The sequence below is a fragment of the Microtetraspora malaysiensis genome (assembly GCF_050947145.1).
GTDB lineage: Bacteria > Actinomycetota > Actinomycetes > Streptosporangiales > Streptosporangiaceae > Microtetraspora_A > Microtetraspora_A malaysiensis.
On record NZ_CP191998.1, the window covers coordinates 7222444 to 7243524 of the forward strand.

18 protein-coding genes are annotated in these 21081 nt (G+C 70.4%); 1 reads left to right on the forward strand and 17 read right to left on the reverse strand.

What is annotated here, in order from left to right:
- Position 1: 1 nt before the first annotated feature.
- From ACQP1V_RS33850 to ACQP1V_RS33920, 15 genes are all read right to left on the reverse strand, one after another.
- The gene (locus tag ACQP1V_RS33850) at positions 2-805 is read right to left on the reverse strand and encodes an enoyl-CoA hydratase/isomerase family protein (RefSeq protein ID WP_067141292.1); all 804 of its coding nucleotides are present in this window, start codon (positions 803-805) and stop codon (positions 2-4) included.
- Positions 802-1566 carry an enoyl-CoA hydratase/isomerase family protein gene (locus ACQP1V_RS33855; RefSeq protein WP_433414350.1) on the reverse strand — a complete coding sequence of 255 codons (765 nt, stop codon included), beginning with the start codon at positions 1564-1566 and terminating at the stop codon, positions 802-804. The genes ACQP1V_RS33850 and ACQP1V_RS33855 overlap by 4 nt, the downstream gene beginning before the upstream one ends.
- Positions 1563-2729: an acetyl-CoA acetyltransferase gene (locus ACQP1V_RS33860; RefSeq protein ID WP_433414352.1), complete on the reverse strand. Its 1167-nt coding sequence runs from the start codon at positions 2727-2729 to the stop codon at positions 1563-1565. Before ACQP1V_RS33860 ends, ACQP1V_RS33855 begins: the two co-directional genes overlap by 4 nt.
- Positions 2726-3109 (reverse strand): Zn-ribbon domain-containing OB-fold protein, encoded by a 384-nt coding sequence (locus ACQP1V_RS33865; protein ID WP_433414354.1) that lies wholly within the window; start codon positions 3107-3109, stop codon positions 2726-2728. Before ACQP1V_RS33865 ends, ACQP1V_RS33860 begins: the two co-directional genes overlap by 4 nt.
- Positions 3106-3552 (reverse strand): MaoC/PaaZ C-terminal domain-containing protein, encoded by a 447-nt coding sequence (locus tag ACQP1V_RS33870; RefSeq protein WP_433414356.1) that lies wholly within the window; start codon positions 3550-3552, stop codon positions 3106-3108. The genes ACQP1V_RS33865 and ACQP1V_RS33870 overlap by 4 nt, the downstream gene beginning before the upstream one ends.
- A complete protein-coding gene (locus tag ACQP1V_RS33875; protein ID WP_067141279.1) occupies positions 3549-3995 on the reverse strand; it encodes an FAS1-like dehydratase domain-containing protein in 447 nt (148 codons plus the stop codon). The genes ACQP1V_RS33870 and ACQP1V_RS33875 overlap by 4 nt, the downstream gene beginning before the upstream one ends.
- Positions 3988-6096, reverse strand: coding sequence for an acetate--CoA ligase family protein (locus ACQP1V_RS33880; RefSeq protein ID WP_433414358.1), 2109 nt, complete (start codon positions 6094-6096; stop codon positions 3988-3990). Before ACQP1V_RS33880 ends, ACQP1V_RS33875 begins: the two co-directional genes overlap by 8 nt.
- Complete coding sequence (locus tag ACQP1V_RS33885; protein ID WP_433414360.1) at positions 6093-7235, reverse strand: CaiB/BaiF CoA transferase family protein; 1143 nt, start codon at positions 7233-7235, stop codon at positions 6093-6095. Before ACQP1V_RS33885 ends, ACQP1V_RS33880 begins: the two co-directional genes overlap by 4 nt.
- Positions 7236-7237: 2 nt before the next feature.
- On the reverse strand, positions 7238-7984 hold the full coding sequence (locus ACQP1V_RS33890) for an SDR family NAD(P)-dependent oxidoreductase (RefSeq protein ID WP_433414362.1): 747 nt from the start codon (positions 7982-7984) through the stop codon (positions 7238-7240).
- A 14-nt stretch (positions 7985-7998) separates the two neighbouring features.
- Complete coding sequence (locus tag ACQP1V_RS33895; RefSeq protein WP_387417969.1) at positions 7999-8751, reverse strand: ABC transporter ATP-binding protein; 753 nt, start codon at positions 8749-8751, stop codon at positions 7999-8001.
- On the reverse strand, positions 8751-10601 hold the full coding sequence (locus tag ACQP1V_RS33900) for a branched-chain amino acid ABC transporter ATP-binding protein/permease (protein WP_433414365.1): 1851 nt from the start codon (positions 10599-10601) through the stop codon (positions 8751-8753). Before ACQP1V_RS33900 ends, ACQP1V_RS33895 begins: the two co-directional genes overlap by 1 nt.
- Before the next feature lie 2 nt (positions 10602-10603).
- Entirely contained in the window at positions 10604-11470 is an 867-nt protein-coding gene (locus ACQP1V_RS33905) for a branched-chain amino acid ABC transporter permease (RefSeq protein ID WP_067141261.1), read from the reverse strand.
- A 7-nt stretch (positions 11471-11477) separates the two neighbouring features.
- Entirely contained in the window at positions 11478-12719 is a 1242-nt protein-coding gene (locus ACQP1V_RS33910) for an ABC transporter substrate-binding protein (protein WP_433414367.1), read from the reverse strand.
- Positions 12720-12897: 178 nt separating this feature from the next.
- A complete protein-coding gene (locus tag ACQP1V_RS33915) occupies positions 12898-14025 on the reverse strand; it encodes an acyl-CoA dehydrogenase family protein (RefSeq protein WP_387417966.1) in 1128 nt (375 codons plus the stop codon).
- A gap of 2 nt (positions 14026-14027) precedes the next feature.
- On the reverse strand, positions 14028-15074 hold the full coding sequence (locus ACQP1V_RS33920; protein WP_433414369.1) for an acyl-CoA dehydrogenase family protein: 1047 nt from the start codon (positions 15072-15074) through the stop codon (positions 14028-14030).
- 302 nt (positions 15075-15376) lie between these two features.
- On the opposite strand from ACQP1V_RS33920, the gene ACQP1V_RS33925 reads away from it, so the two are divergent.
- Entirely contained in the window at positions 15377-17512 is a 2136-nt protein-coding gene (locus ACQP1V_RS33925; protein ID WP_433414371.1) for a (Fe-S)-binding protein, read from the forward strand.
- Positions 17513-17693: 181 nt separating this feature from the next.
- Here the strand turns inward: ACQP1V_RS33925 and ACQP1V_RS33930 are convergent, their stop codons facing one another.
- Together ACQP1V_RS33930 and ACQP1V_RS33935 are read right to left on the reverse strand one after the other, a co-directional pair.
- The gene (locus tag ACQP1V_RS33930; RefSeq protein ID WP_433414373.1) at positions 17694-18401 is read right to left on the reverse strand and encodes a TetR/AcrR family transcriptional regulator; all 708 of its coding nucleotides are present in this window, start codon (positions 18399-18401) and stop codon (positions 17694-17696) included.
- Between the two features lie 854 nt (positions 18402-19255).
- A complete protein-coding gene (locus ACQP1V_RS33935) occupies positions 19256-20617 on the reverse strand; it encodes an NAD-dependent succinate-semialdehyde dehydrogenase (protein WP_433414375.1) in 1362 nt (453 codons plus the stop codon).
- Between the last annotated feature and the right edge of the window lie 464 nt (positions 20618-21081).

Sequence of the window (21081 nt, forward strand, 5' to 3'; positions counted from 1 at the left end):
GTCACCGGCCCCGGAAGACGGGGGCGCGCTTGGCCACGAACGCGGCGGCGGCCTCCTTGTGGTCGTCGCTGACGAACGTGCCGCCCTCCAGGGCCAGCCCGAAGTCGAGCACCAGGTTCATTCGCTCGCGCACGATCTTGTTGACCGTGGCCTTGGTCCCCTGCACCGCGAGCGGTGCGGCGGCCGCCAGCCTGCGGGCGACGGCGGTCGCCTCGGCCGGCAGGTCCCCGGCGGGTACCGCCCGCAGGGCGAGCCCGAGCCGGGCGGCCTCCGCGCCGTCGAGCCGGTCGCCGGTCATCAGGTAGTACCTGGCCGCGCCAAGCGGCATGGCCAGCGGCCAGGCGACGGCCCCGCCGTCCCCTGCGACCAGGCCGACCGCGACGTGGGTGTCGGCGAACTGCGCGTCCTCGGCGGCGATCACGACGTCGCAGAACAGCGCGATCGTCGCGCCCAGCCCCATCGCGTATCCGTGGACGGCGGCCACGACGGGCTGCGGCACAGACAGGATGGTCTCCAGGATGTCGCGGCCGTGCAGGATCTGGTAGACCTGCTGTCCTGCGCTGGGTCCCTCCTCGTCCTCCGCATGTACCGCCATCTCCTTGACGTCGCCGCCGACGCAGAACGCCCGTCCCTCGCCGCGCAGCAGAACGGCCCGCACGTCCCGGCGGGCGGCAACCTCTCTGAGTGCCTCGGCCAGTTCCCGCTCCAGTCCGCCGCCGATGGCGTTCAGCCGGTCGGGGCGGTTCAGCGAGATGGTGGCGAGCCCGTCGTCCACGTCCACCAGCAATGTCGTGTAGTCACTCATCGGTTCTCCTTTTCGCGGGAAAGGCGGCCGACCGTCTCGGCGCGGGCCCGCTGCCTGGCGGGGTCGGCCACGGCGCGGGCCTGGAGCCGTTCCTCCTCGTTCAGCAGGTCGGCCAGGCCGTGGGTCAGGCCGTAGTCGAGCAGCCGTTTGGTGAGCCCAAGCGCGGCCCCCGGCACAGCGGCCATCCGGTGGGCCAGGTCGAGGGCGGTGGCGAGCAGGTCGTCCACCGGAACGACCTGGGACACCAGCCCCCAGCGCAGGGCCTCCTCGGCGTCGAGCGGGCGACCGGTGGCCAGCCACTCGTACGTACGGGCATAGCCGAGCAGCCGGGGCAGGAAGTACGCGCCCCCGGCATCGGGCACCAGCCCGATCGCGGCGAAGGCCGGGACGAACCTGGCCGTGTCGGCGGCGACCCGCACGTCGGCGGCGGCGGCGAGGGACAGCCCGGCTCCGGCGGCTGGGCCGTTCACGGCGGCGATCACGGGTTTGTCCAGCGCGGCCATCGCGAGCACGTGCGGGTGATAGGCGCGACGCAGCCCACCGGGCGGGGACGGGTCGGCCGGGGCGCGCAGATCGGCCCCGGCGCAGAAGCCCCGGCCGCTGCCGGTGACGACGACGGCCCTGACTCCGGGGTCGGCCGCCTCCTGCCAGGCGTCGGCGAGCGCGTGCAGGGTGGTGGCGTCCAGGGCGTTGAGCACCTGCGGCCGGTTCAGCGTCACGGTCAGCACCGGGCCGTCGTGTTCGGTGAGTACGGGGCTCACAGGCTGTCCCCTCCTCCGAGGACGGCGGTGACCTGGCTGGACAGCTGGCCGCCGTTGCCGTGTGCGAGCGCGATCGTCACGCCGGGCTGCTGCCGGTCGCCCGCCTCGCCGCGGATCTGCCGGGTCGCCTCGATGAGGGGGAAGATGCCGTACATCCCTGGATGGCAGTACGACAGCCCGCCGCCGTTGGTGTTGACCGGCAGGTCGCCGCCGGGCGCGATCCGGCCGCCGGAGACGAAGTCGCCGCCCTCGCCCTTCGCGCAGAAGCCGAGGTCTTCGAGGAACAGGATGGTGTTGATGGTGAAGGCGTCGTAGAGCTGCACCACGTCCACGTCCTGTGGCCCGACCCCGGCCATCGTGTAGGCGCGGACGGAGGACTCGGTCGCGGCGGTGACGGTCAGGTCGGGCATCTGGGAGATCGCGCGGTGCCAGTGTGCCTCACCCGCGCCCAGCAGGTAGACCGGCGGCTTTGGCAGGTCGCGGGCCCGGTCGGCGCCGGTGACCACGACCGCGCCGCCGCCGTCGGTGACCAGGCAGCAGTCGAGCGTGGTCAGCGGGCTGGACACCATGCGGGCGGCCAGCACGTCCTCGACGGTCAGCGGGTCGCGGACGAACGCCTTCGGGTTGAGCGCGGCCCACTTCCGGGCGGCGACGGCGACCTCGGCCAGGTGGGTGCGGGTGGTGCCGTACTGGTGCATGTGCCGGGCGGTGGCCAGCGCGTAGCCGGTGATCGGCGGACGCGGCCGGTAGGCGGCCTCGTACGACGGCAGCTCGGGCGGCCCCATGGCGAGCCTGCCGCGTCCGCTGTCGGAGCGGGCGGTGCTGCCGTACGTGATCAGGGCGACGTCGCAGGCCCCCGTGGTGATGGCCAGGGCGGCGTGGTGCAGGTGGGAGATGAAGGAGCTGCCGCCGACCATCGTGCCGTCGGTGTATCTGGGCCGGATGCCGAGGTATTCGGCCACGTCGAGCGGCGCCATCCCGCGCCCGGCGATGGCGCAGAACAGCCCGTCCACGTCGCGGGTGGTCAGTCCCGCGTCAGCGAGCGCGGCCCCGGCGGCCTGGGCGGCCAGTTCGATGGCGTACCTGTCGGGTCCCACCTCGCCGAGATCGGACTCGGCGACCCCCACGATCGCGGTCGAGCCCCGCAGGTCGGGCAGTGTCATGACGCGGTCTCCCGTTCCTCGGGGGTGAAGACGACCCGGGGGCCGGTCGGCCCGCCGGGGTCGACGCCGGCGCGGACCCGCATCCCGATCCGCACGTCCCCCGCGGGGACGTCCACGACGGTGCTCATGATCCGGAATCTCTCATCGAGATCGACCAGCACGACGGGGTAGGGGTCGGCGTCGCGGGGCGCGATGACGCTGGTCGAGTAGACCGTGCCGAGTCCGGCGCTCTCCCGCCAGCCCAGGTCGGTGGCCCCGCAGAACGGGCAGATCACCCGGGGCGGGAAGACGGCGGACAGGCAGCCGTCGCAGCTCTGGTACGGCAGGCTCCCGGCGGTGAGCCGATCGGTGTACTCGCGGTGCGGTGCGGGCCCGGTCATGACCGGCTCCCCTCTGTGGCGGGGGCCGGGTAGGCGGCGGTGGCCCCACCGCGCAACACCAGCCGGGGCTCGCGCCCGTCGGCCTCGCTGTGGACGGCCAGGCCGACCTCGACCTCGACCGAGCCGTCCGGGCCCGTCTCGGTTCGCAGAACGTCGCCGCTGAAGACGAGGGTGTCGCCGGGCCAGACCTGGCCGACGTAGCGGACGTTGAACCGGCGCAGGTTGCGCCGGCCCAGCCAGGAGGCCGCGTAGCCGCCGAGGATCCCGGCGGTGAGCAGCCCGTGCCCGAAGACGGACGGATATCCGGCGGCGCGGGCGAAGGTCTCGTCGTGGTGGATCGGGTTGAAGTCTCCGCCCGCTCCGGCGTACCTGACGAAGTCGGTGCGGGTCAGCGGCCCGACCCGGCGCTCCGGGGCCGCCGGCACGGTGTCCGGCTCTCTCACTGCTCCCCCAATTCGATCACCGTGCTGCGCAGCCGCAACACGGTCTCCTCGTGCTGGTTGACGAAGTCGTACTCGGTGATCACGAGCGTCATCGGCCCGCGACTGCCGGTCTTGTACTGCACGTCGGCGATCCTGGACCGCACGGTCATCCACTCACCGGCGACGACATCGCCCAGGTACTCCCACTCCGAGCCGCCGGCGAGGACCCGGCGCAGGTCGAGCCCCAGCACGTCGGTGTCCCGTACGGCCCAGTGCGAGGTCACGGCGGAGAACGTCGGCGGCACGGGCAGGTGCGCGTACCCGGCGGCCCTGGCCGCCTCGACGTCGCGGTAGACGGGGTCGTCGTCCTTGACCGCCCCGGCGAACTCGCGCACCTTCCCGTGTTCCACCGGGAACGTGTACGGCGTGTAGGTGTGCCCGATGAGATGGCTGCGGTCAGTCATGGTTCACCACGATCAGCGCGTCCGCGGCGAGGAGGGCGCCGTCGGCGACCCGCAGCGGGTTGACGTCGATCTCGGCGATCTCGCCCAGTTCGAGGGCCAGCGTCGCCAGGCCGGTCATGATCTCGGCGGCGGCCCGCTGCTCCTCCTCGGCCAGACCGCGCCGCCCGGTGAGCAGCCGTCCGCCGAGCAGGCGGCCGAGCGCCGCCCGCGCGGTGTCCACGTCGAACGGGGGCCGCAGCAGCACGGCCTCGCTCAGCACCTCCACCAGGACGCCGCCGAGCCCGATCGCGACCATGGGGCCGAACACGGGGTCGCGCTGCACGCCGCAGGTGAGTTCCAGCCGGGCGGGGGCCATCTGCTGGACGAGCACACCCTCCACGGCCGCGCCGGGCGCGCGGCGGGCCACCTCGTCGAGCATGTCCCGGTATCCGGCGCGTACGGCGTCCGGGCCGCGCAGGCCGAGCCGGATCGCCCCGGCGTCGGACTTGTGCGGAAGCTGGTAGGACATCACCTTGATCGCGACCGGGCCGCCGATCCGCTCGGCCGCCTCGACCGCCGCGTCTTCGCCGGTGACCATCTCCTCCCGGGTGACCGGGATGCCGTACATCGCGAGGATGCGCTTGCCGGTGGATTCCAGCAGCGTGGTCTCCGTCCCGGCCTCGGCGATCAGCTCGCGGACCCGTCGTACGCGGCCGGCGTCGGCGGCGAACGCGGCGGGGTCGGGCGGCAGCGGGCCGCGGTCCGACTGCCTGGCCAGCGCGGCGAGGGCGATCATGGCGCGGCACGGGTCGGTGAAGGTCGGCACCCCGGCCTGCTGGAACTGCGGGGACCAGGCGGTGGACAGGATGGCGACCGGCTTGGTGGTGGTCCGGTACATCTCGACGATCGCGTCGTTGGCCGGTCCGGGGCCCGCCCAGGTGACGGCGGTCAGCATGTCGGCGGACGGGCTGGCCGCGACCTTGTTCAGCACCTTGCGGTACGCGTCGGGCATGGCCGTGGTCTGCGCGGTGGTGTCCACCGGGTTGGCCGTGCTGCCGTAGAACGGCATCGGCATGTCGGCGGCGAGGGCGGCCTGCTCGTCCTGCGGGAGTTCCGGTACCGACAGCCCGGCCTGCCCGGCCTCGTCGGCGAGCAGGACACCCGCGCCGCCGGAGGAGGTCATGACGATCACCCGGTCACCGCCGGCCCGGCGGCCGTCCTGGAAGATCGTGCCGAGGTCGAGCAGTTCCTCCATGGTGGAGGCGACGAATACGCCGTACTGGCGGCAGACCGCGTCGAGCACCTGGGCGGAGCCGACGATGGACGCGGTGTGGCTCATCGCGGCCCGCGCGGCCTCCTCCGAGCGGCCCGCCTTGAGCAGCACCAGCGGCTTGTCGAGTTCCGCCGCGCGGCGGGCGGTGTCCACGAACACCTCGGGGTCACGCAGGGTCTCGACGAACGAGAGCAGCACGCCGACCTCGGGCCGTTCCACCAGATGGCGCAGCACGGCGGCCACGTTCACGTCGGCCTCGTTGCCGGTGGAGACGAACCAGCCGAGCCGCAGCCCGGCGAGCACGGCCTTGTTGGTGATGTACGACCCGAAGCCGCCGCTCTGCGAGACGAGCGCCACCGGGCCCGCCTCCGGCATCGGCTGATCCGGGGTGAGCATGAAGTTGGCCATCACGCCGCCGTGCGTGTTCATGTAGCCGATGCAGTTGGGGCCGATGACGCGGATGCCGGTCTCGCGGGCCACGGCGGTGAGCCGGTCCTGGAGCGCGCGTCCCTCCGGCCCCGCCTCGGCGAAGCCGGAGGTGATGACGGTCGCGCCGCCGACGCCGAGGGCCGCGCACTCGGCGACGACGTCCACGACGGCCGGGGCGGGCACCGCGATCACCGCCATGTCCACAACCTCCGGCACATCGCGCACGCTGCGGTAGGCGGTACGGCCCTGGACGACCTCGTCCTTGGGGTGCACCGGGTACACCTCGCCGGGGAAGTTCCGCAGCAGGTTGCCGAACACGGTGCCGCCGATGCGGGTTGGGCTGTTCGACGCGCCGACCATCGCGATCGAGCGGGGCGAGAGCAGCCGGTCGAGCGCCGGCCGGTCCTGGGTCTGGGTCATAGCTGTACCTCCTCGGGGTGGGGTGACGGGTCGTCCAGCTCACGAAGGAGCGAAGCGGTGTGCTCGCCCAGCTCGGGGGGCGGGCCCGGTTCGGGTTCGGGGTATCCGCTCAGCCGGAGCGGCTGCCGGACGTACTGCCGGGCCGGGTGGCCGCGCGTGGCGCGGATCACCTCACGGGCCCGTACGTGCGGGTCGGCCGGGATGTCGGTGAGCCGGTTGACCGGGCCGGCGGGCACGCCGATCCGGTCGCACTCGGCCTGCCACTCCGGGTACGGGCGGGTGGCCAGCGCCTCGGACAACCGGGCGACGATCTCGTCGCACGCGGCCACCCGGTCGGCCTGCGGCAGAGTGGCGTACTCGGCCAGGCCGGTCACCCCGCACAACGCCGTCCAGAAGTGGTCCTCGAAGCCGATGCCGAGCGCGATCAGCCGGCCGTCGGCGCAGCGGTAGAGGCCGTATCCGGGATCGTGGCCGCCTCTCCGTGGCGCCCCGCCGCCGTTGAGCACCGGGTCGAGTCGCAGCGGGATCACGGAGAGCAGCGCCTCGTGGGTGGACAGGTCGACGTGCGTGCCCCGGCCCAGGGCGGACCGGCCGACCAGCCCGGCCAGCGCGCCGATGACCGTGTAGAGCGCGCCGACGATGGCCCCGGCCTCCAGGTCGGGCGGCGGGTGGACCGCGCCGGGGCGGTCGGCCAGCGCGTCGAGCAGCCCGGCCGCCGCCTGGTACATGAGGTCGTGCCCGGCCCGATCCCGGTACGGGCCGTCCTGGCCGAACCCGGACAACGACACGTACACCAGGCCGGGGTTGGTGGCGCTGAGCCGCGGGTAGCCGAGGCCGAACCGGTCCATGGCGCCGGGCCGGAACGCCTCGACGAGGATGTCCGCCGTCCCGGCGAGCCGCCAGGCCCGCTCCCGGTCCTCCGGGTCCTTCAGGTCCAGGGTGATGGAACGCTTGCCCCGGTTGAGCGCCCCGAACATGTGTCCCTGGACGCGGGCGCCGTCGCCGGTGCCCGGCCGTTCGACCGTGACGACGTCCGCGCCGAGCTCGGCCAGCAGTGTCGTCGCGTGCGGCCCCTGGTAGAGCGGGGCGAAGGTCACCACCCGTACTCCGTCGAGCGGACCCCGCGGGCTCGCCGTCACCGTCAACGCACCATCATCCCGCCGCCGTCCACCGAGAGCACCTGGCCCGTCATGTAGCCGGACTCGGCGCAGGCCAGGTAGACGAAGGTCGGCGCGATCTCCTCCGGTTCGGCGTGGCGGCGCAGCGGCAGCCGCTTGACCGCGTCGGCGAAGCGCGGGTCGGTCCGCACCTTGAGCGTCATCTCGGTCGCCGCGGCCGGGGCGACCGCGTTGACCAGGATGTTGTAGCGGCCCAGCTCGCGGGCGGCGGTACGGACCATGCCGAGCATGCCGGACTTGGCGGCGGCGTAGTTGATCTGGCCGATCGAGCCGTTCTGCGCCGTGGAGGAGGAGGTGAAGATGATCCAGCCGGTCTCCCGTTCGATCATGTCGTGGACCACGGCCTGCAACCAGTGGAACGAGCCGTGCAGGTGGACCGCCAGCACGGTCTCCCACTGCTCCTCGGTCATCTTGTGCAACATCGCCGGGCGGGTCACCCCCGCGTTGTTCACCAGGATGTCGATCGGGCCGTACGTCTCCTTGACCGTGGCGGCGGCCTCGTTCACCGCCGCCCGGTCCGACACGTCGCACACGACCGCGACGGCGTCGCCGCCGGATTCGCGGATGCCCGCGGCGACCTTCTCCGCGGCCTCAGCCTGCACGTCCACGACCGCGACCCGCGCGCCCTCCCTGGCGTACAGCTCGGCGACGGCACGGCCGATGCCCTGCGCGGCGCCGGTCACCACGGCGACCCTGTCCTTCAAACGCATGGGGTTCATTCCTTTCAGTGGTTGCCGGGGGCCAGCTCTTCGCCGGACCGGCCCAGATACACCTCACGGATCACCGCGCCGTCGTCGAAGGCGGACTTGGGACCGGCGGTGATGATGCGTCCGTTCTCCATGACCGCGACGTCGTCGGCGATCTCCAAGGCGTGCTCGATCCGCTGTTCGACGAGGAGGATCGACAACCCCTCCTGGTCGCGCAGCGCGGCCACCATCGTGAGGACCTCGTTGACGATGGAGGGGGCGAGCCCGGCGGAGGGTTCGTCGAGCATCAGCAGCTTGGGCCCCGGCATCAGCGCCTGGCCGATGGCGAGCATCTGCTGCTGGCCGCCGGACAGGCTGCCCGCCAGGGCGCGCCGCCGCTCCCACAGGACGGGGAAGCGCTCGTACGCCTGTTCCAGGGCCGCCCGGCGGGCGCCGCGACGCAAGCCGAACCCGCCGAGGGTGTAGCCGCCGAGGAGCAGGTTCTCCTCGACGGTCCTGGCGCGGAAGACCCGCTTGTTCTCCTGGACGAGGGCCAGCCCGGACCGCACCCTGAGGTGCGCGGGGGCGGCGGCCAGGTCCTGGCCCTCCAGCTCGATCCTGCCCTGGCTCACGGTGGGCAGCAGGCCCGCGACGGCCGACAGCAGCGAGGTCTTCCCCGCGCCGTTGCGGCCGAGCACGACGGTGATCCGTCCGGGCCGTACGGTCACCTCCACGTCCCACAGAACGCGCAGGTCGCCGTATCCGCCGGTGACTCCGGTGACGGACAACATCAGTTGGCTCCCTTCGGCGTCGCGGGGGTGTGCGCGTCGTCCGGCTCCTCGGGCAGGTCGGTCGCGCCGGTGTACTCGGCGAGGACCCTGCGGTCCGCCTGGATCTCGGCCGGGGTGCCGGAGGCGAGCAGCCTGCCCTGGCTGAGCACGTGGATCCGGTCGGCCAGCTTGAGCACCAGCGGAAAGTTGTGCTCGACGAGGATCACGGTGCCTCCGGCCTCACGGATCATGCCGATCGCCCGTTCGAGCACGGCGAGGTCGCTCTCGTCCAGGCCGGACCCGACCTCGTCGAAGAGGAAGACCCGTGCCCCCGAGGCGAGCGAGCGGGCCACCTCGACCAGCCGCCGGGTGCCCAGGGCCAGGGAGTCCACCTGCTTGCCCGCGACGTCGGCGATGCCGACCAGCCGCAGCAGCGCCATGGCCCGCTCATCGTCGGCCGTGTACCCCCGGCGGAACGTCGGCAGCCGCAGGATCGCGGGCAGGATGCCGACCTTGTGGTTCATGTACCTGCCGGTCGCGACGAAGGCGAGCGTGGTCATGTCCTTGGGGATGAGCGGCGTCTGGAAGGTACGGGCGACGCCGTGCCGGGCGATCCGGTACGTCGGCTGCCCGCCGATCTGCTGGTCGCCGAGCAGCAGCCGGCCGCCGGAGGGCTTGTACAGGCCGCAGATCAGGTTGAGCAGGGTCGTCTTGCCCGACCCGTTGGGACCGATGAGCGCGGTGACCTCGCCGGGGTGGGCCTCGACGGTGACGTTGTCGAGCGCCCGGTTGCCGCCGAAGGACTTGCTCAGTCCCTCGGTGCGCAGGACCACGCCGTCCAGCGGTTCCAGCCGGGTCGCCACCGGTCCGTCCCCGCCGGGTGGTACGGCGGCCGTGGCCGGGCGGGCGGGCAACCATCCCCTGCGGCGCGCTGCGGCCAGCCCGTCCTGGAGGAGCCCGGCCAGCCCTCGGTTGAAGGCGATCCCGGCGATCAGCAGGAAGGCACCGTAGATGACGAGCTGCCAGGTCTGGAACTGGGTGAAGGTCTGCTGGCCGAGTTGCATGACCGCCGCGCCCGCGATGGCGCCGTACACGGAGGTCGCGCCGCCGACGACGGATGCGGCGAGCACGCTGAGCGCCAGCGCGAAGGTGAAGGTGTCGGGCGCGATGAACCCGTCCAGCATGGAGAACAGCGCGCCGGCCAGCGCCGCCGGGATCGCGCCGACGACGTAGACCAGCAGCTTGAGCCGGTACACCGAGACGCCGAGCACGGAGGCGAGGATCGGGCTCTGCCGCAGGACGAGGAACATGTTGCCGTGCCGGGACAGCAGCAGGTTGCGGGCGACCGTGAACCAGGCGATCACGACCAGGATGACCAGCCAGTACAGCCGATCGCCGACGATCTCCATGCCGAACAGGGTCGGTACGGCGGTGGCCATGCCGAGCGTGCCGCCGGTGACGTCGGAGAAGACGTCCACCAGGTTCGGCACCAGCGTGACCAGGAAGAAGGTCACCATGGCCAGCGACCAGCCGCCGAGCCGCAACCCGGGAATTCCGGTGATCAGCCCGACCACGACCGCGGCCAGCATGGCGGCGAGCAGGGCGATCAGCACGTTCGTCAGGCCGAACTCGACCCCGAGGTATCCGGCGACGTAGGCGCCCACGGCGTACAGGGCGACCTGGCCCATGGCCAGCTCCCCCGCGTAGCCGAGGACCACGTTCAGGCCGCTGACCAGCAGGCTGAGGATCGCGATCAGCATGACCGTACGGGACCAGTAGCCGTCGAGCAGGCCGACCGTGGGCGCGATCAGCAGCAGGACCAGCAGGAGGAGCACGCCCAGCGGGCGGGACCGGTGGATGAGTGCGTTCATGGCTACACCCGCCGTTCGAGCGCGGCACCGAAGAGCCCGCGCGGTCGCAGGAAGAGGATGAGGAGGAACACCCCGAAGACCACGATCTGCGGGTACGCCGCGCCGATGTACCTGGCGGCGAACGCGTAGACGAGTCCGGTGGCGAAACCTCCGATCAGCCCGCCGAGCTGGCTGCCGGAGCCGCCGATCGCGATGGCCACGAACCCGAACAGCGCCAGGGAGTGGCCGAGGTCGAAGACGGCGTACGTGCGTGCCCCGACCAGCAGCCCGAACACGCCGGCCACGGCCCCGGCGACGGCGAACGCGCCGACGCCGAGCAGCCGCACGTTGATGCCGCGGGCCGAGGCGGCGTCCCTGTCCTCGGCGGAGGCCAGGGACGCCAGGCCGGTCAGCGTGTGCCGGGACCACAGGTGCAGGCCGACGCCGACGACCAGGGTGAACCCGATGAGCGCCAGGTCCACCGGCCGTACGGTGCCGCCGAGCAGGGTGAGCGGCTCGTCCGGGAGGACCGGGGGCACGGTCAGCGGCTGCCTGCCCCAGATGGCGGCGGCCAGGCCGTCGAGGATGGTGGCCGCTCCGACCGTGGTGATCAGCGTGCCGTGGCTGTCGGTGCGGCCGAGCAGCGGCCGGATGGCGACGCGCTCCTCCACGAGGGCGATGACCGCCACCCCGGCGGCGGCCAGCAGCACGGTCGGCAGCACGGGCAGCCCGAAGGTGACCGCCCCCGTGTAGGCGAGGAACGTTCCCACCATCAGGAGTTGCGCGTGGGCGAAGTTGAACGTCCCGGAGGCGAGCAGCACGATGTTGTACCCGATCGCGATCAGGGAGTAGATCGCGCCGGTCGCCAGTCCGGCCCAGACCGTCGTCATCGGGACCTCACGCCTTGCCGGAGGCGTAGAAACCGTCGCCGTCGAACACGCCGGGCGCGACGTACTGGAAGGTCTCCTCGCTCGCGGTCGGGAAGTGGTCCTGCGCCGTGTAGGCGTACTGCACGTACTGTCCCGCCGGTCCGCCGGAGTACCACAGGGGGGCGCCGGTGGGCTGGGGCAGCTTCTCCAGTTCGGCCTTGACCTTGTCGGATTGGGTGGACTTGGCCTGCTGCGCCGCGTACACGATGAGCGCGAGCGCGTCGTGTCCCGTGGTGTACAGGCCCACGCCGGTGCTGGAGATCCCGTCGGCCGCCGGGCCCTTCTTGATCTTCTCGATGAAGCCGGCGAGACCCGGGTGGGGCTCGGTGGAGGCCAGGGTCGCGGTGGAGACCACCACATTGATGTTCTTCAACTGCCCGGCGTCCAGGTTCTTCATGTACGGGAAGCCGGAGGCGAGCTGGTCGCAGTACGACGGGACGTCCCAGCCGATCTGGGCGCGGCTGCGCATCACGTACAGGGCGGCTGCGCCGTACCCGTTGAGAATGAGGGCGTCGGGGTCCTGCGCGCGGAGCTGGCTGAGCTGGGAGGTCATGTCGAGCGCGGTGGCCTCGTAGCGGGCCTCGACGAACTGCATGCCCGCGCCCTCGACGGCCTCCTTGTAGATCTCGGCCGAACTCTGCCCGGTGGCGTCGTTGGAGTACAGCATCGCGATCTTCTTGTAGCCCTTGGCCTTCGCCTCGCTGATCAGCGCGGGCGCGTAGTCCTTACCGGGCGAGGAGATCCCGAAGTGGTAGGGGAACTTGGCCGGGTCGTTGAGCAGGGTGCTCACGGTGCCACCGACGGACAGGATCTTCTGCCTGCTCAGGATGGGCAGCAGCGACAACGAGACCGCGCTGGAGCTGCCTGGATAGACGAGGTCGGGCTTGCTCCCGGAGGAGAGCCGCTGCTGGAGCAGGCTGACCGCCTTGGTCGGGTCGTTCTGGTCGTTGGCCGTCTCGACGACGATCTTGCGGCCGTTGATCCCCCCGGCGGCGTTGAACTCCTCGGCGGCGATCTTGATACCCGCGTCCAGGCTCGCGTTGTTGGTGGAGACCGCCCCGGAGTAGTCCCCGGTGAAGTAGACGATGAAGGGCTTGTCCGCGTCGTCGCCGGACGCGCCGTCGCTCCCGGACGCACCGCACGCGGACAGGGTGAGTGCGAGCAGCGCACTGAGCGAAATCGCGGAAAGACGGATGTGGCGTGATCTCATAGCGGCCTCCTCAGCCGAGCAATGCGACTGAATGATGTTCAGGAGGGTGAGGACACGTGTGCCCGCGAAACGGCACCGTGTCTGGGGGATGTCAGGGGTGGCCGGTCCTGTGTCACCGGCCACCGGAAGATCACAGCGATGCGGCCGCCGACGTCGCCGGGGCGGGACTCCGGACGGATCAGCGGGGCATGTCGAGCATGCGGGCGATGATGTTCTTCTGGATCTGCGCCGACCCGCCGTACACGCTGACGGGGCGGGACGTGAAGTAGGAACTGAGCCAGCCGTCGGCGACGCCGGTCATCTCGTCGGCACCGAGGATGTCCATCGCCAGGTGCTGCAACGACTGCTCGGCGTCGGCCCACAGCAGCTTGGCGACGGAGCCCTCCGGGCCCGGCGGCCGTCCCGAGACACGCATGGAGAGCTGCTCCATGCAGTTGAGCCGCAGCACCTCACCCCGCACGTACGCGCGGGCCAGCGCCTTTCGGGTCTCCGGCAGGTCGAGCAGCCCACGCTCGGCGGCCAGCGCCTCGACCTCGCGCAGCGTGCGCCGGTAGTTCGCGATGAAGCCGATGTCGGCCGGGCCGCGCTCGTAGGTGACCGTGGTCATCGCGATCCGCCAGCCCTCGCCCGGCGCGCCGAGCCGCTGGTCCACCGGGATGCGCACGTCGTCCCAGAACACCTCGGCGGTCTCCGCCTCACCGCTGGCGATCACGATGGGCCGGCAGGTGACGCCGGGCTCGGTCATCGACACCAGGAAGGCCGAGATGCCCTTGTGCTTGGGGGCGTCCGGGTCGGTCCTGGCCAGCAGCAGGCACCAGTCGGCGTACTGGCCGCCGCTGGTCCACATCTTCTGCCCGTTGACCACGTAGTGGTCGCCGTCGAGCCGGGCGGTGGTGCGCAACGACGCCAGGTCCGACCCGGCCTCCGGCTCGCTGAAGCCCTGGCACCAGGCCACCTCACCGGACAGCAACGGCGGCAGGAAACGCCGCTTCTGCTCCTCGCCCGCGTACATGAAGATGGCCCGGCCGATGTAGCCGACGGAGGGCAGCGGCGGGGCGTTCAGGTTGCCGCACTCCTCGTTGAGGATGCCGTCGTAGACCGGGCTCAGCCCCCGGCCGCCGTACTCCTCCGGCCAGCTCAGACCCATGTATCCGGCCCGGTAGAGGGTGCGGTGCCACTCCTTGCGGAGCTGCACGGCCTCGTCCTCGTCCTCGATCTTGTCCCAGCCGGCCGGGATGGTGGCGCTCAGCCACTCGCGCAGGGAGGCACGGAACTCCGCCTCCTCCGCGGTGTCGCGGTAGTCCATGGTCACTCTCCCGTCAGTCGGACGTCGGCGATGCGCAGCAGATGGACACCCTCGTCACCGAGGACCTGGCGGTCGGTCAGCGCCCGCCGGGTGTGGACGTGCGCGATGTGCTCGTACGTCTGGCCGATGCCGCCGAACACCTGCATGACGGTCTCGGTCACCTCGCGGGCCACGGTCGCGCACTGCACCTTCGCAGTACGGGCGGCCAGCAGCGCCTCATCCGGGTCCAGCTCGTCCACCGCCCATGCCGCGTAGTTCACGGCGCTCGCCGCCGCCTCCGCCTGGACGTACGCCTCGGCGCACATGTGCTGAACCGCCTGGAAGGAGCCGATGAGCACGCCGTACTGCACCCGTTCCTTGGTGTAGGCGACGGCCCTGGCCACAGCGGAGCGCATGACGCCGACCGTGTCGGCGCTGAGCGCGGTGAGCGCCAGGGCCTCCCAGCGCCGTAGGTGCTCGTCCGACAGCGGGCCGCCGACGGGGGTGAGCGCGGCGGCGTCGATCGGGCCGTCGGAGCGGAGCAGCGTCCGGGTGAGGTCGGCTCCGTTCGCGGCGGTGAACCCGGTCGCCAGGGAGACACGTACCACCTGGTGGCCGCCGGGCACGGCGGTCAGCGCCAGCGCGTCGGCGGCCCCTTCCACGTCCCAGCCGTACACGGTCTGGTCACCGGGCAGCACCGCGAGCGCGGACAGGTCGCGGTCGAGCAGGACGCCGGTGCGGGCCGTGCCCTCGGCCAGGGCTTCGGCCTCGTCGTGCGCGCCGGCCAGGGCGAGCAGTTCGGTGGCCAGCACGGCCGAGCCGAGATAGGGCACCGGGACCAAGCCCGCGCCCAGAGCCTCGGCCACCACCGCGACCTCAACCCCTGACCCGGCCGGACGCCCATCGTCCCTGGTACGCAGGGCCAGCAGGCCGGATTGGGCCAGGGACCGCCAGGCCGCGTCCCGGTCGAGGGTACGGAGGTCGCCGGGGTTCGCCGGACCGGCGGAACCGGCGAGCTGGGCGGCCACCTCTTTGAGCATCTGCTGCTCGTCACGGAGTAGAGCGAGCACTACTGCACCTCCCAAGCCCCTGCCGTTCCAGGGGCGGCACATGACTGAATGTCATTCAGGACGATGTCTAGCACGGGGCCAAGAAAGGCGTCAACGGACACGTGTGCGTTACATTCCCGCAACCCGGCGTCGAACGACCTGCGACGGTTGACCGCCCCTCGAACAGCGTGTTTAGCTTCTTCAATGCCGAGCGGGAGCACCGGTGGCGGACCGACACGCGGGTCACCGTTGCCTCTTGACGGCAATGAATGACATTCAGACAAGCGGTTTCACCGGCCACGACGCCGGGCTGAGGAGGACCCGTGTTCTGGGTTGCGATCATCGGGCTCGTCGCTACGGGCGTCGCGCTCGCCCTGGCGGGCCGCCGCGTGGCGTTCCTCTACAGGCTCGCCACCAGCGGCCAGCCCGCGCCGGAACGGATCACGTACGCCAAGGAGAACGCCGGCACGGAGATCAAGACCCAGCTGGTCGAGGTCTTCGGGCAGAAGAAGCTCCTGAAGTGGACGCCGTCGGGCACCGCGCACTTCTTCGTGATGTGGGCGTTCTTCATCCTCGCGACGGTCTATCTTGAGGCCTACGGCGCGCTCATCCAGGGGATGATCACCGGCACGCCCGATTTCCACATCCCGCTGATCGGGACGTGGCCGGTGCTCGGCTTCCTCCAGGACTTCATCGCGGTCGCCGCGCTCGTCGGACTGATCGCCTTCGCCGTGATCCGGCTCAAGAACTCGCCCAAGAAACTCGGGCGGGGTTCCCGGTTCTCCGGCTCACACCTGGGCGGCGCGTGGCTCGTCCTCTTCATGATCTTCAACGTGATCTGGACGATGTTCCTGTTCCGCGGCGCGGCCGTGAACACCGGGAACTTCCCGTACCAGTCCGGCGCGTTCGCCTCGGAGCTGACCGCCAAGATCCTGCCCACCAGCGAGCTGCTGGAGGAGATCGGCCTCCTGCTGCACATCGGCGTCATGCTGGTGTTCCTGATCATCGTGGTGAACTCCAAGCACCTGCACATCTTCACCGCGCCGCTGAACGTGCTCTTCTCCCGCCGCCCGGACGGCCTGGGCGCCGCGCAGGAGATGCGCAGCGGCGGCAAGGTGCTCGACTTCGAGGAGGCCGACCCCGAGGTCGACGTGTTCGGCCGGGGCAAGATCCAGGACACCACCTGGAAGGGCTTCCTGGACTTCTACACCTGCACCGAGTGCGGCCGTTGCCAGTCGCAGTGCCCCGCGTGGAACACCGACAAGCCGCTGTCGCCCAAGATGCTGATCATCGACCAGCGCGACCACGCCTTCAAGGTGGCCCCGTACCTGCTGGCGGGTGAGGACAAGAGGGACTCCTTCCCCGAGGACGTGCTCGCGCTGCTGGACAAGCCGCTGGTCGGCGAGGACGGCGTCATCCACCCGGACGTGCTGTGGTCGTGCACCAACTGCGGCGCCTGCGTCGAGCAGTGCCCGGTGGACATCGAGCACATCGATCACATCCTCGACATGCGCCGCTACCAGGTCATGATCGAGTCCTCGTTCCCGTCCGAGGCGGGCGTCATGCTCAAGAACCTCGAGAACAAGGGCAATCCGTGGGGCATGTCGGAGATGAAGCGGGCCGAGTGGATCGAGGAGCTTGCCACCTCCGTGGACGGACAACACTTCGAGGTCCCGATCATCGACGAGAAGATGCCCGAGGACGTCGAGTACCTGTTCTGGGTCGGCTGCGCGGGCGCGCTTGAGGACCGGGCGAAGAAGACCACCAAGGCGGTCGCCGAGCTGCTGCACATCGCGGGCGTGAAGTTCGGCGTGCTCGGCCCGATGGAGGCGTGCACGGGTGACCCGGCCCGCCGCCTGGGCATGGAGTTCCTCTTCAACATGCTGGCCCAGCAGAACATCGAGACGCTGAACGAGGCCGGCGTCAAGAAGATCGTGGCGACCTGCCCGCACTGCTTCAACACGCTCGCCAACGAGTACCCGCAGCTCGGCGGCACCTACGAGGTCGTGCACCACACGCAGCTTCTGGCGCACCTGGTCGAGGAGGGCAGGCTCACCCCGATCACGCCGATCGAGGAGAAGATCACCTACCACGACCCGTGCTTCCTGGGCCGCCACAACAAGGTGTACGCGCAGCCCCGCGACATCATGGCGAAGGTGCCGGGTGTCCAGGCGCAGGAGATGCACCGGTGTAAGGACCGTGGTTTCTGCTGCGGCGCCGGCGGCGCCCGCATGTGGATGGAGGAGCGGCTCGGCAAGCGGATCAACACCGAGCGGGTGGACGAGGCGCTGACCACCGATCCCGACACCGTCTCCACCGCGTGCCCGTTCTGCCTGGTGATGCTGGGTGACGCGATCAACGAGAAGAAGAACAGCGGCGAGGCCAAGGAGACGCTGGAAGTCGTCGACGTGGCCCAGCTTCTGATCAAGTCCGTCAAGGGCGAGCCGGTCGCCGGCTGAGCCACGCGCCGCTCCAGGCCGGTGAGAAGCCTGCGGATCATCGGCTCGGTGCCGGTCTGACGGGCGCTCTCGAATCCGATTCTCGACCTTATGGTCTATTATCCCAATTTATCCGGTTAGTCCCGGCGTGAGTGCCCCGGCTATTCCGGCGAACCAAATGGCCGTACCGGTCCGGTGGCCCTCACCAGCCGGCGTCGTCGCGGACCGAAACGCCGTACGCCGAAGGCTGCTGAATCTGGGGCCGGAATTGATTCTCCATCGGCGAATTTGCCAGCCGAGCGAAGACGTCGATGGCCCGGGCCACCAATTCCTCGGCCTCCTCGCGGGTGGCGCAGGCGGCCACCTCCCGGCATATCCCGCCCATGGCATCGGTGACGATCGCGACGATCGCGCGGACGGCCAGTGGGTCGTCGTGTCCCGGGCCATTCGCGCTGTCGCGAAGCAGTGTGGAATTCTGCCGGAGCCAGTCCTGGTTGATGCGGCGCATGCGTAGCCCGAACCCCGGCGGGGTGTCCCCGTCCGCGACGAGTCGCACCACGTCACGGTGCTCCCACGCCCCGAGCAGGTAGGCGCGGGTCCCTGCGAGGAACAACCGGAGCCCGTTGGTGACCCCGGCGGCCCGCACGGCGGTGACCGTTTCCCTGGCCCGCGCCTCCTGGCTGCGTTGATACTGCAGCCAGATGGCCACGTATACGTTGGTCTTACTGCCGTAGTGGTAATAAAGCGACCCAACGCTCATGCCCGCGCGCTCCGTGATATCGCTCACGCTGGTCGCGGAGAATCCCTTTTTCGCGAAAAGCTCGCGGGCCGCTTCCGCCAGGCCGCGTGCGGCCTCGGTCTGCAACCTCGGATCGTCGAGATCGATGACCGTCTCGGCGTCTTCACCCACTCGGGGCAATGCCTCCTGCTTTCTCGCCGACGTACCGGACTTCGCCATGTGTGCCCCCAACCAGGTCCAACCGATCCGCGCAACCCGGGAGATCTGAATGGCATTCAGTCTATGGCACGCAGCGGATCCTCTGCCAGAAATCCCCGGCCTTCTTGATCTCCGATTCGGAGCCGTACGCTTCGCGGTCGGCGGCGTCGGCCCGTTCCATGGGCGAGGCGGCAGCAGCCCCGCGGGCTCGCGTGCTTGGGTGCGGATCAGCGAGCCTGCGGACTGTCCATCCGCAGCTGCTGGATGCGGTCACCCGACAGAATGCGCAGAGATCAATCCTTGATCGCCGACGTACCGCCGCTCGGCCTCGCCCCCGAGGAGGCTTCGGGGCTTGGTCTTCCGTTGATCGCCTGCGGGGCCTGGTCTGACGAAGCGGACCTAAACGATCTATCGTGCGCCCGGTCCGCGCACGCGAGCGAACAACGAGCGACCATCCGGGACCCGCTGCTCACACTGGAGCCCCTCGCGATCGAGAAATCGCAGGTCAGAGGCCACGACAATGAGCGCGCCCCGAGGGATTCGAACCCCCGGCCGTCGGATGAGAAGCAAGATCGTTCGCGTGCTGACTGCGGGCGTTCAAGACTTTGGACTGCCGATTCGTGACGCTTCGTCCACAACCCATCCGGATTCGATAACGGACCGTGACGGGTCTGACGGTGCGTTTCGGCACATGCGAGCACGCACCGCCGGCCCACCGGCATCCCAGGAGACCAAAAGGAGTGGGCTGAGGGCTCAGTTTCGCGAGCGGGGGGCGTGATGGGGCCGACGGCTCCTGGATCCGTCGGCCCCATCACGCGGCGGCGCGGTCAGTCTGCGACGAAGAACATCCGCTTGTTGACGAACTCGTCCATGCCGAGGGGGCCGAGCTCGCGGCCGAACCCGGAGCGCTTCACCCCGCCGAACGGAACTTCCGCGCCTTCACCGGCGGGGGTGTTCACGTTCGCCATCCCGGTCTCGAGCTGTGAGGCCATGGATGTGGCTCGCTCCACGTCGGTGCTGAACACCGCGCCACCCAGTCCGTACTGCGTGTCGTTCGCGAGCTCCAGGGCCTCCTCGTCGCTGCCGACCTTGTAGACCACGGCGACCGGCCCGAACAGCTCTTCGCGATAGGCCCGCATGTCCGGGGTGATCCCCGTGAGGACAGCAGGCGAGTAGTACGCCGCCGGGCCGTCGCTGAGCACACCACCGGCATGCAGCGTCGCTCCCTTGCTGACCGCGTCCTCGACCTGGGCCGCGAGCGTCTCCGCGGCCGCGCGAGATGACATCGGGGCGAATGACCCCGGCTCGATCGCGAGCGCCTTCCGGGTGAGCTCCGAGACGAAGTCATCGAAGATCTCATCCATCACGATCATGCGCTTGTTGGAGTTGCAGGCCTGGCCCATGTTGTACAGGCGGGTGCCCCACGCGGTCTCCGCCGCCTCCGCGACGTCGTCGCTGTCGAGGATCACGTAAGGGTCCGAGCCTCCCAGCTCGAGTACGCACTTCTTCAGGTGCTTCCCCGCGAGCGACGCGACGATCGCACCGGCCCGCTCGGATCCGGTCAGCGAGACGCCCTGCACCCGCGGGTCAGCGATGATCGTCTCGATCTGCCCGTGGGTCGCGAACACGTTGACGTACGCGCCCTCCGGCACTCCGGCGTCCTTCATGATCTGTTCGACTGCGAGCGCCGACCTCGGCACCGACTCGGCGTGCTTGAGGATGATCGTGTTGCCCAGCATCAGGTTGGGCGCCGCGAAACGGGCGATCTGGTAGAACGGGAAGTTCCACGGCATGATCCCGAGCAGAACACCGATCGGCAGTTTCTGCACGACCGCCTTTCCGCCGGCGAACGTCTTGATCGGCTGGTCCGCGGCGAGCGTCGGGCCCTCGGTCGCGAAGTAGTCGAAGATCGCCTGGCAGAACTCGACCTCTTCCACTCCCTCCGAGACCGGCTTGCCCATCTCCTGGGCCGCGATCGCGGCGAGCTCATCCGCACGCTCGGCGAACAGTGCTCCGACCTTGCTGACGATCTCGGCACGTCGGGTGATCGGGACGTCCTTCCACGTCGTGTACGCCGCAGCGGCGGCCGTCAGCGCGGCCTCGACGTCTGCGTCGGTCGCCGGCTCGAAGGTCTCGACGACCTCGCCCGTCGCCGGGTCGGTCACCTGGTAGGAGGGACTGGTGCTCATCGTCGTTCTCCTGTCGGGAGTGGTTCAGCCGGTGCCGGTTCGGGCACCGATTGTGAGTGTCGGCGGTGCGGAGCTGTGCGCCGACGCGTCCGCCCCTCGCTCGCCTGGTCGCTCTCGGAGGAGACAACAGGGTCGAGCGCCTCGGGCCCGAAGTACGGGGCGACGGCAGCCCTGCAGATGTTCACGGTGTGCCTCGGGTAACAGGGTCGTCATAGCGTCGGCCGCCGTACGGCTCGCGGCCCAGCTTCGATCATGTCGATCAGAGCTGTCTGGGCTGGGGGGACCCACTGGCCGCTGAGCTCGAGCGTCGCTCCGCCGATCTCTTCGGTTCAGAGACTACCGCCGGTGCGTTCGTGGGCTTCAACCACGGTGACCGGTGAGCGACGAAGCCGCCCCCGCCCACATCTCATCCCGTTAGAACGCGTGCTCATGCCGATGCGCGCACAGACCGCCTCCTCGGGCGA

What these genes read in the sequence shown, in the direction of transcription:
- ACQP1V_RS33900 (WP_433414365.1), bottom strand. Translation starts at nt 10,601, where the DNA reads ATGAACGCACTCATCCACCGGTCCCGCCCGCTGGGCGTGCTCCTCCTG.
- ACQP1V_RS33935 (WP_433414375.1), bottom strand. Translation starts at nt 20,617, where the DNA reads ATGAGCACCAGTCCCTCCTACCAGGTGACCGACCCGGCGACGGGCGAG.
- ACQP1V_RS33850 (WP_067141292.1), bottom strand. Translation starts at nt 805, where the DNA reads ATGAGTGACTACACGACATTGCTGGTGGACGTGGACGACGGGCTCGCC.
- ACQP1V_RS33875 (WP_067141279.1), bottom strand. Translation starts at nt 3,995, where the DNA reads ATGACTGACCGCAGCCATCTCATCGGGCACACCTACACGCCGTACACG.
- ACQP1V_RS33880 (WP_433414358.1), bottom strand. Translation starts at nt 6,096, where the DNA reads ATGACCCAGACCCAGGACCGGCCGGCGCTCGACCGGCTGCTCTCGCCC.
- ACQP1V_RS33860 (WP_433414352.1), bottom strand. Translation starts at nt 2,729, where the DNA reads ATGACACTGCCCGACCTGCGGGGCTCGACCGCGATCGTGGGGGTCGCC.
- ACQP1V_RS33865 (WP_433414354.1), bottom strand. Translation starts at nt 3,109, where the DNA reads ATGACCGGGCCCGCACCGCACCGCGAGTACACCGATCGGCTCACCGCC.
- ACQP1V_RS33890 (WP_433414362.1), bottom strand. Translation starts at nt 7,984, where the DNA reads ATGCGTTTGAAGGACAGGGTCGCCGTGGTGACCGGCGCCGCGCAGGGC.
- ACQP1V_RS33905 (WP_067141261.1), bottom strand. Translation starts at nt 11,470, where the DNA reads ATGACGACGGTCTGGGCCGGACTGGCGACCGGCGCGATCTACTCCCTG.
- ACQP1V_RS33910 (WP_433414367.1), bottom strand. Translation starts at nt 12,719, where the DNA reads ATGAGATCACGCCACATCCGTCTTTCCGCGATTTCGCTCAGTGCGCTG.
- ACQP1V_RS33895 (WP_387417969.1), bottom strand. Translation starts at nt 8,751, where the DNA reads ATGTTGTCCGTCACCGGAGTCACCGGCGGATACGGCGACCTGCGCGTT.
- ACQP1V_RS33915 (WP_387417966.1), bottom strand. Translation starts at nt 14,025, where the DNA reads ATGGACTACCGCGACACCGCGGAGGAGGCGGAGTTCCGTGCCTCCCTG.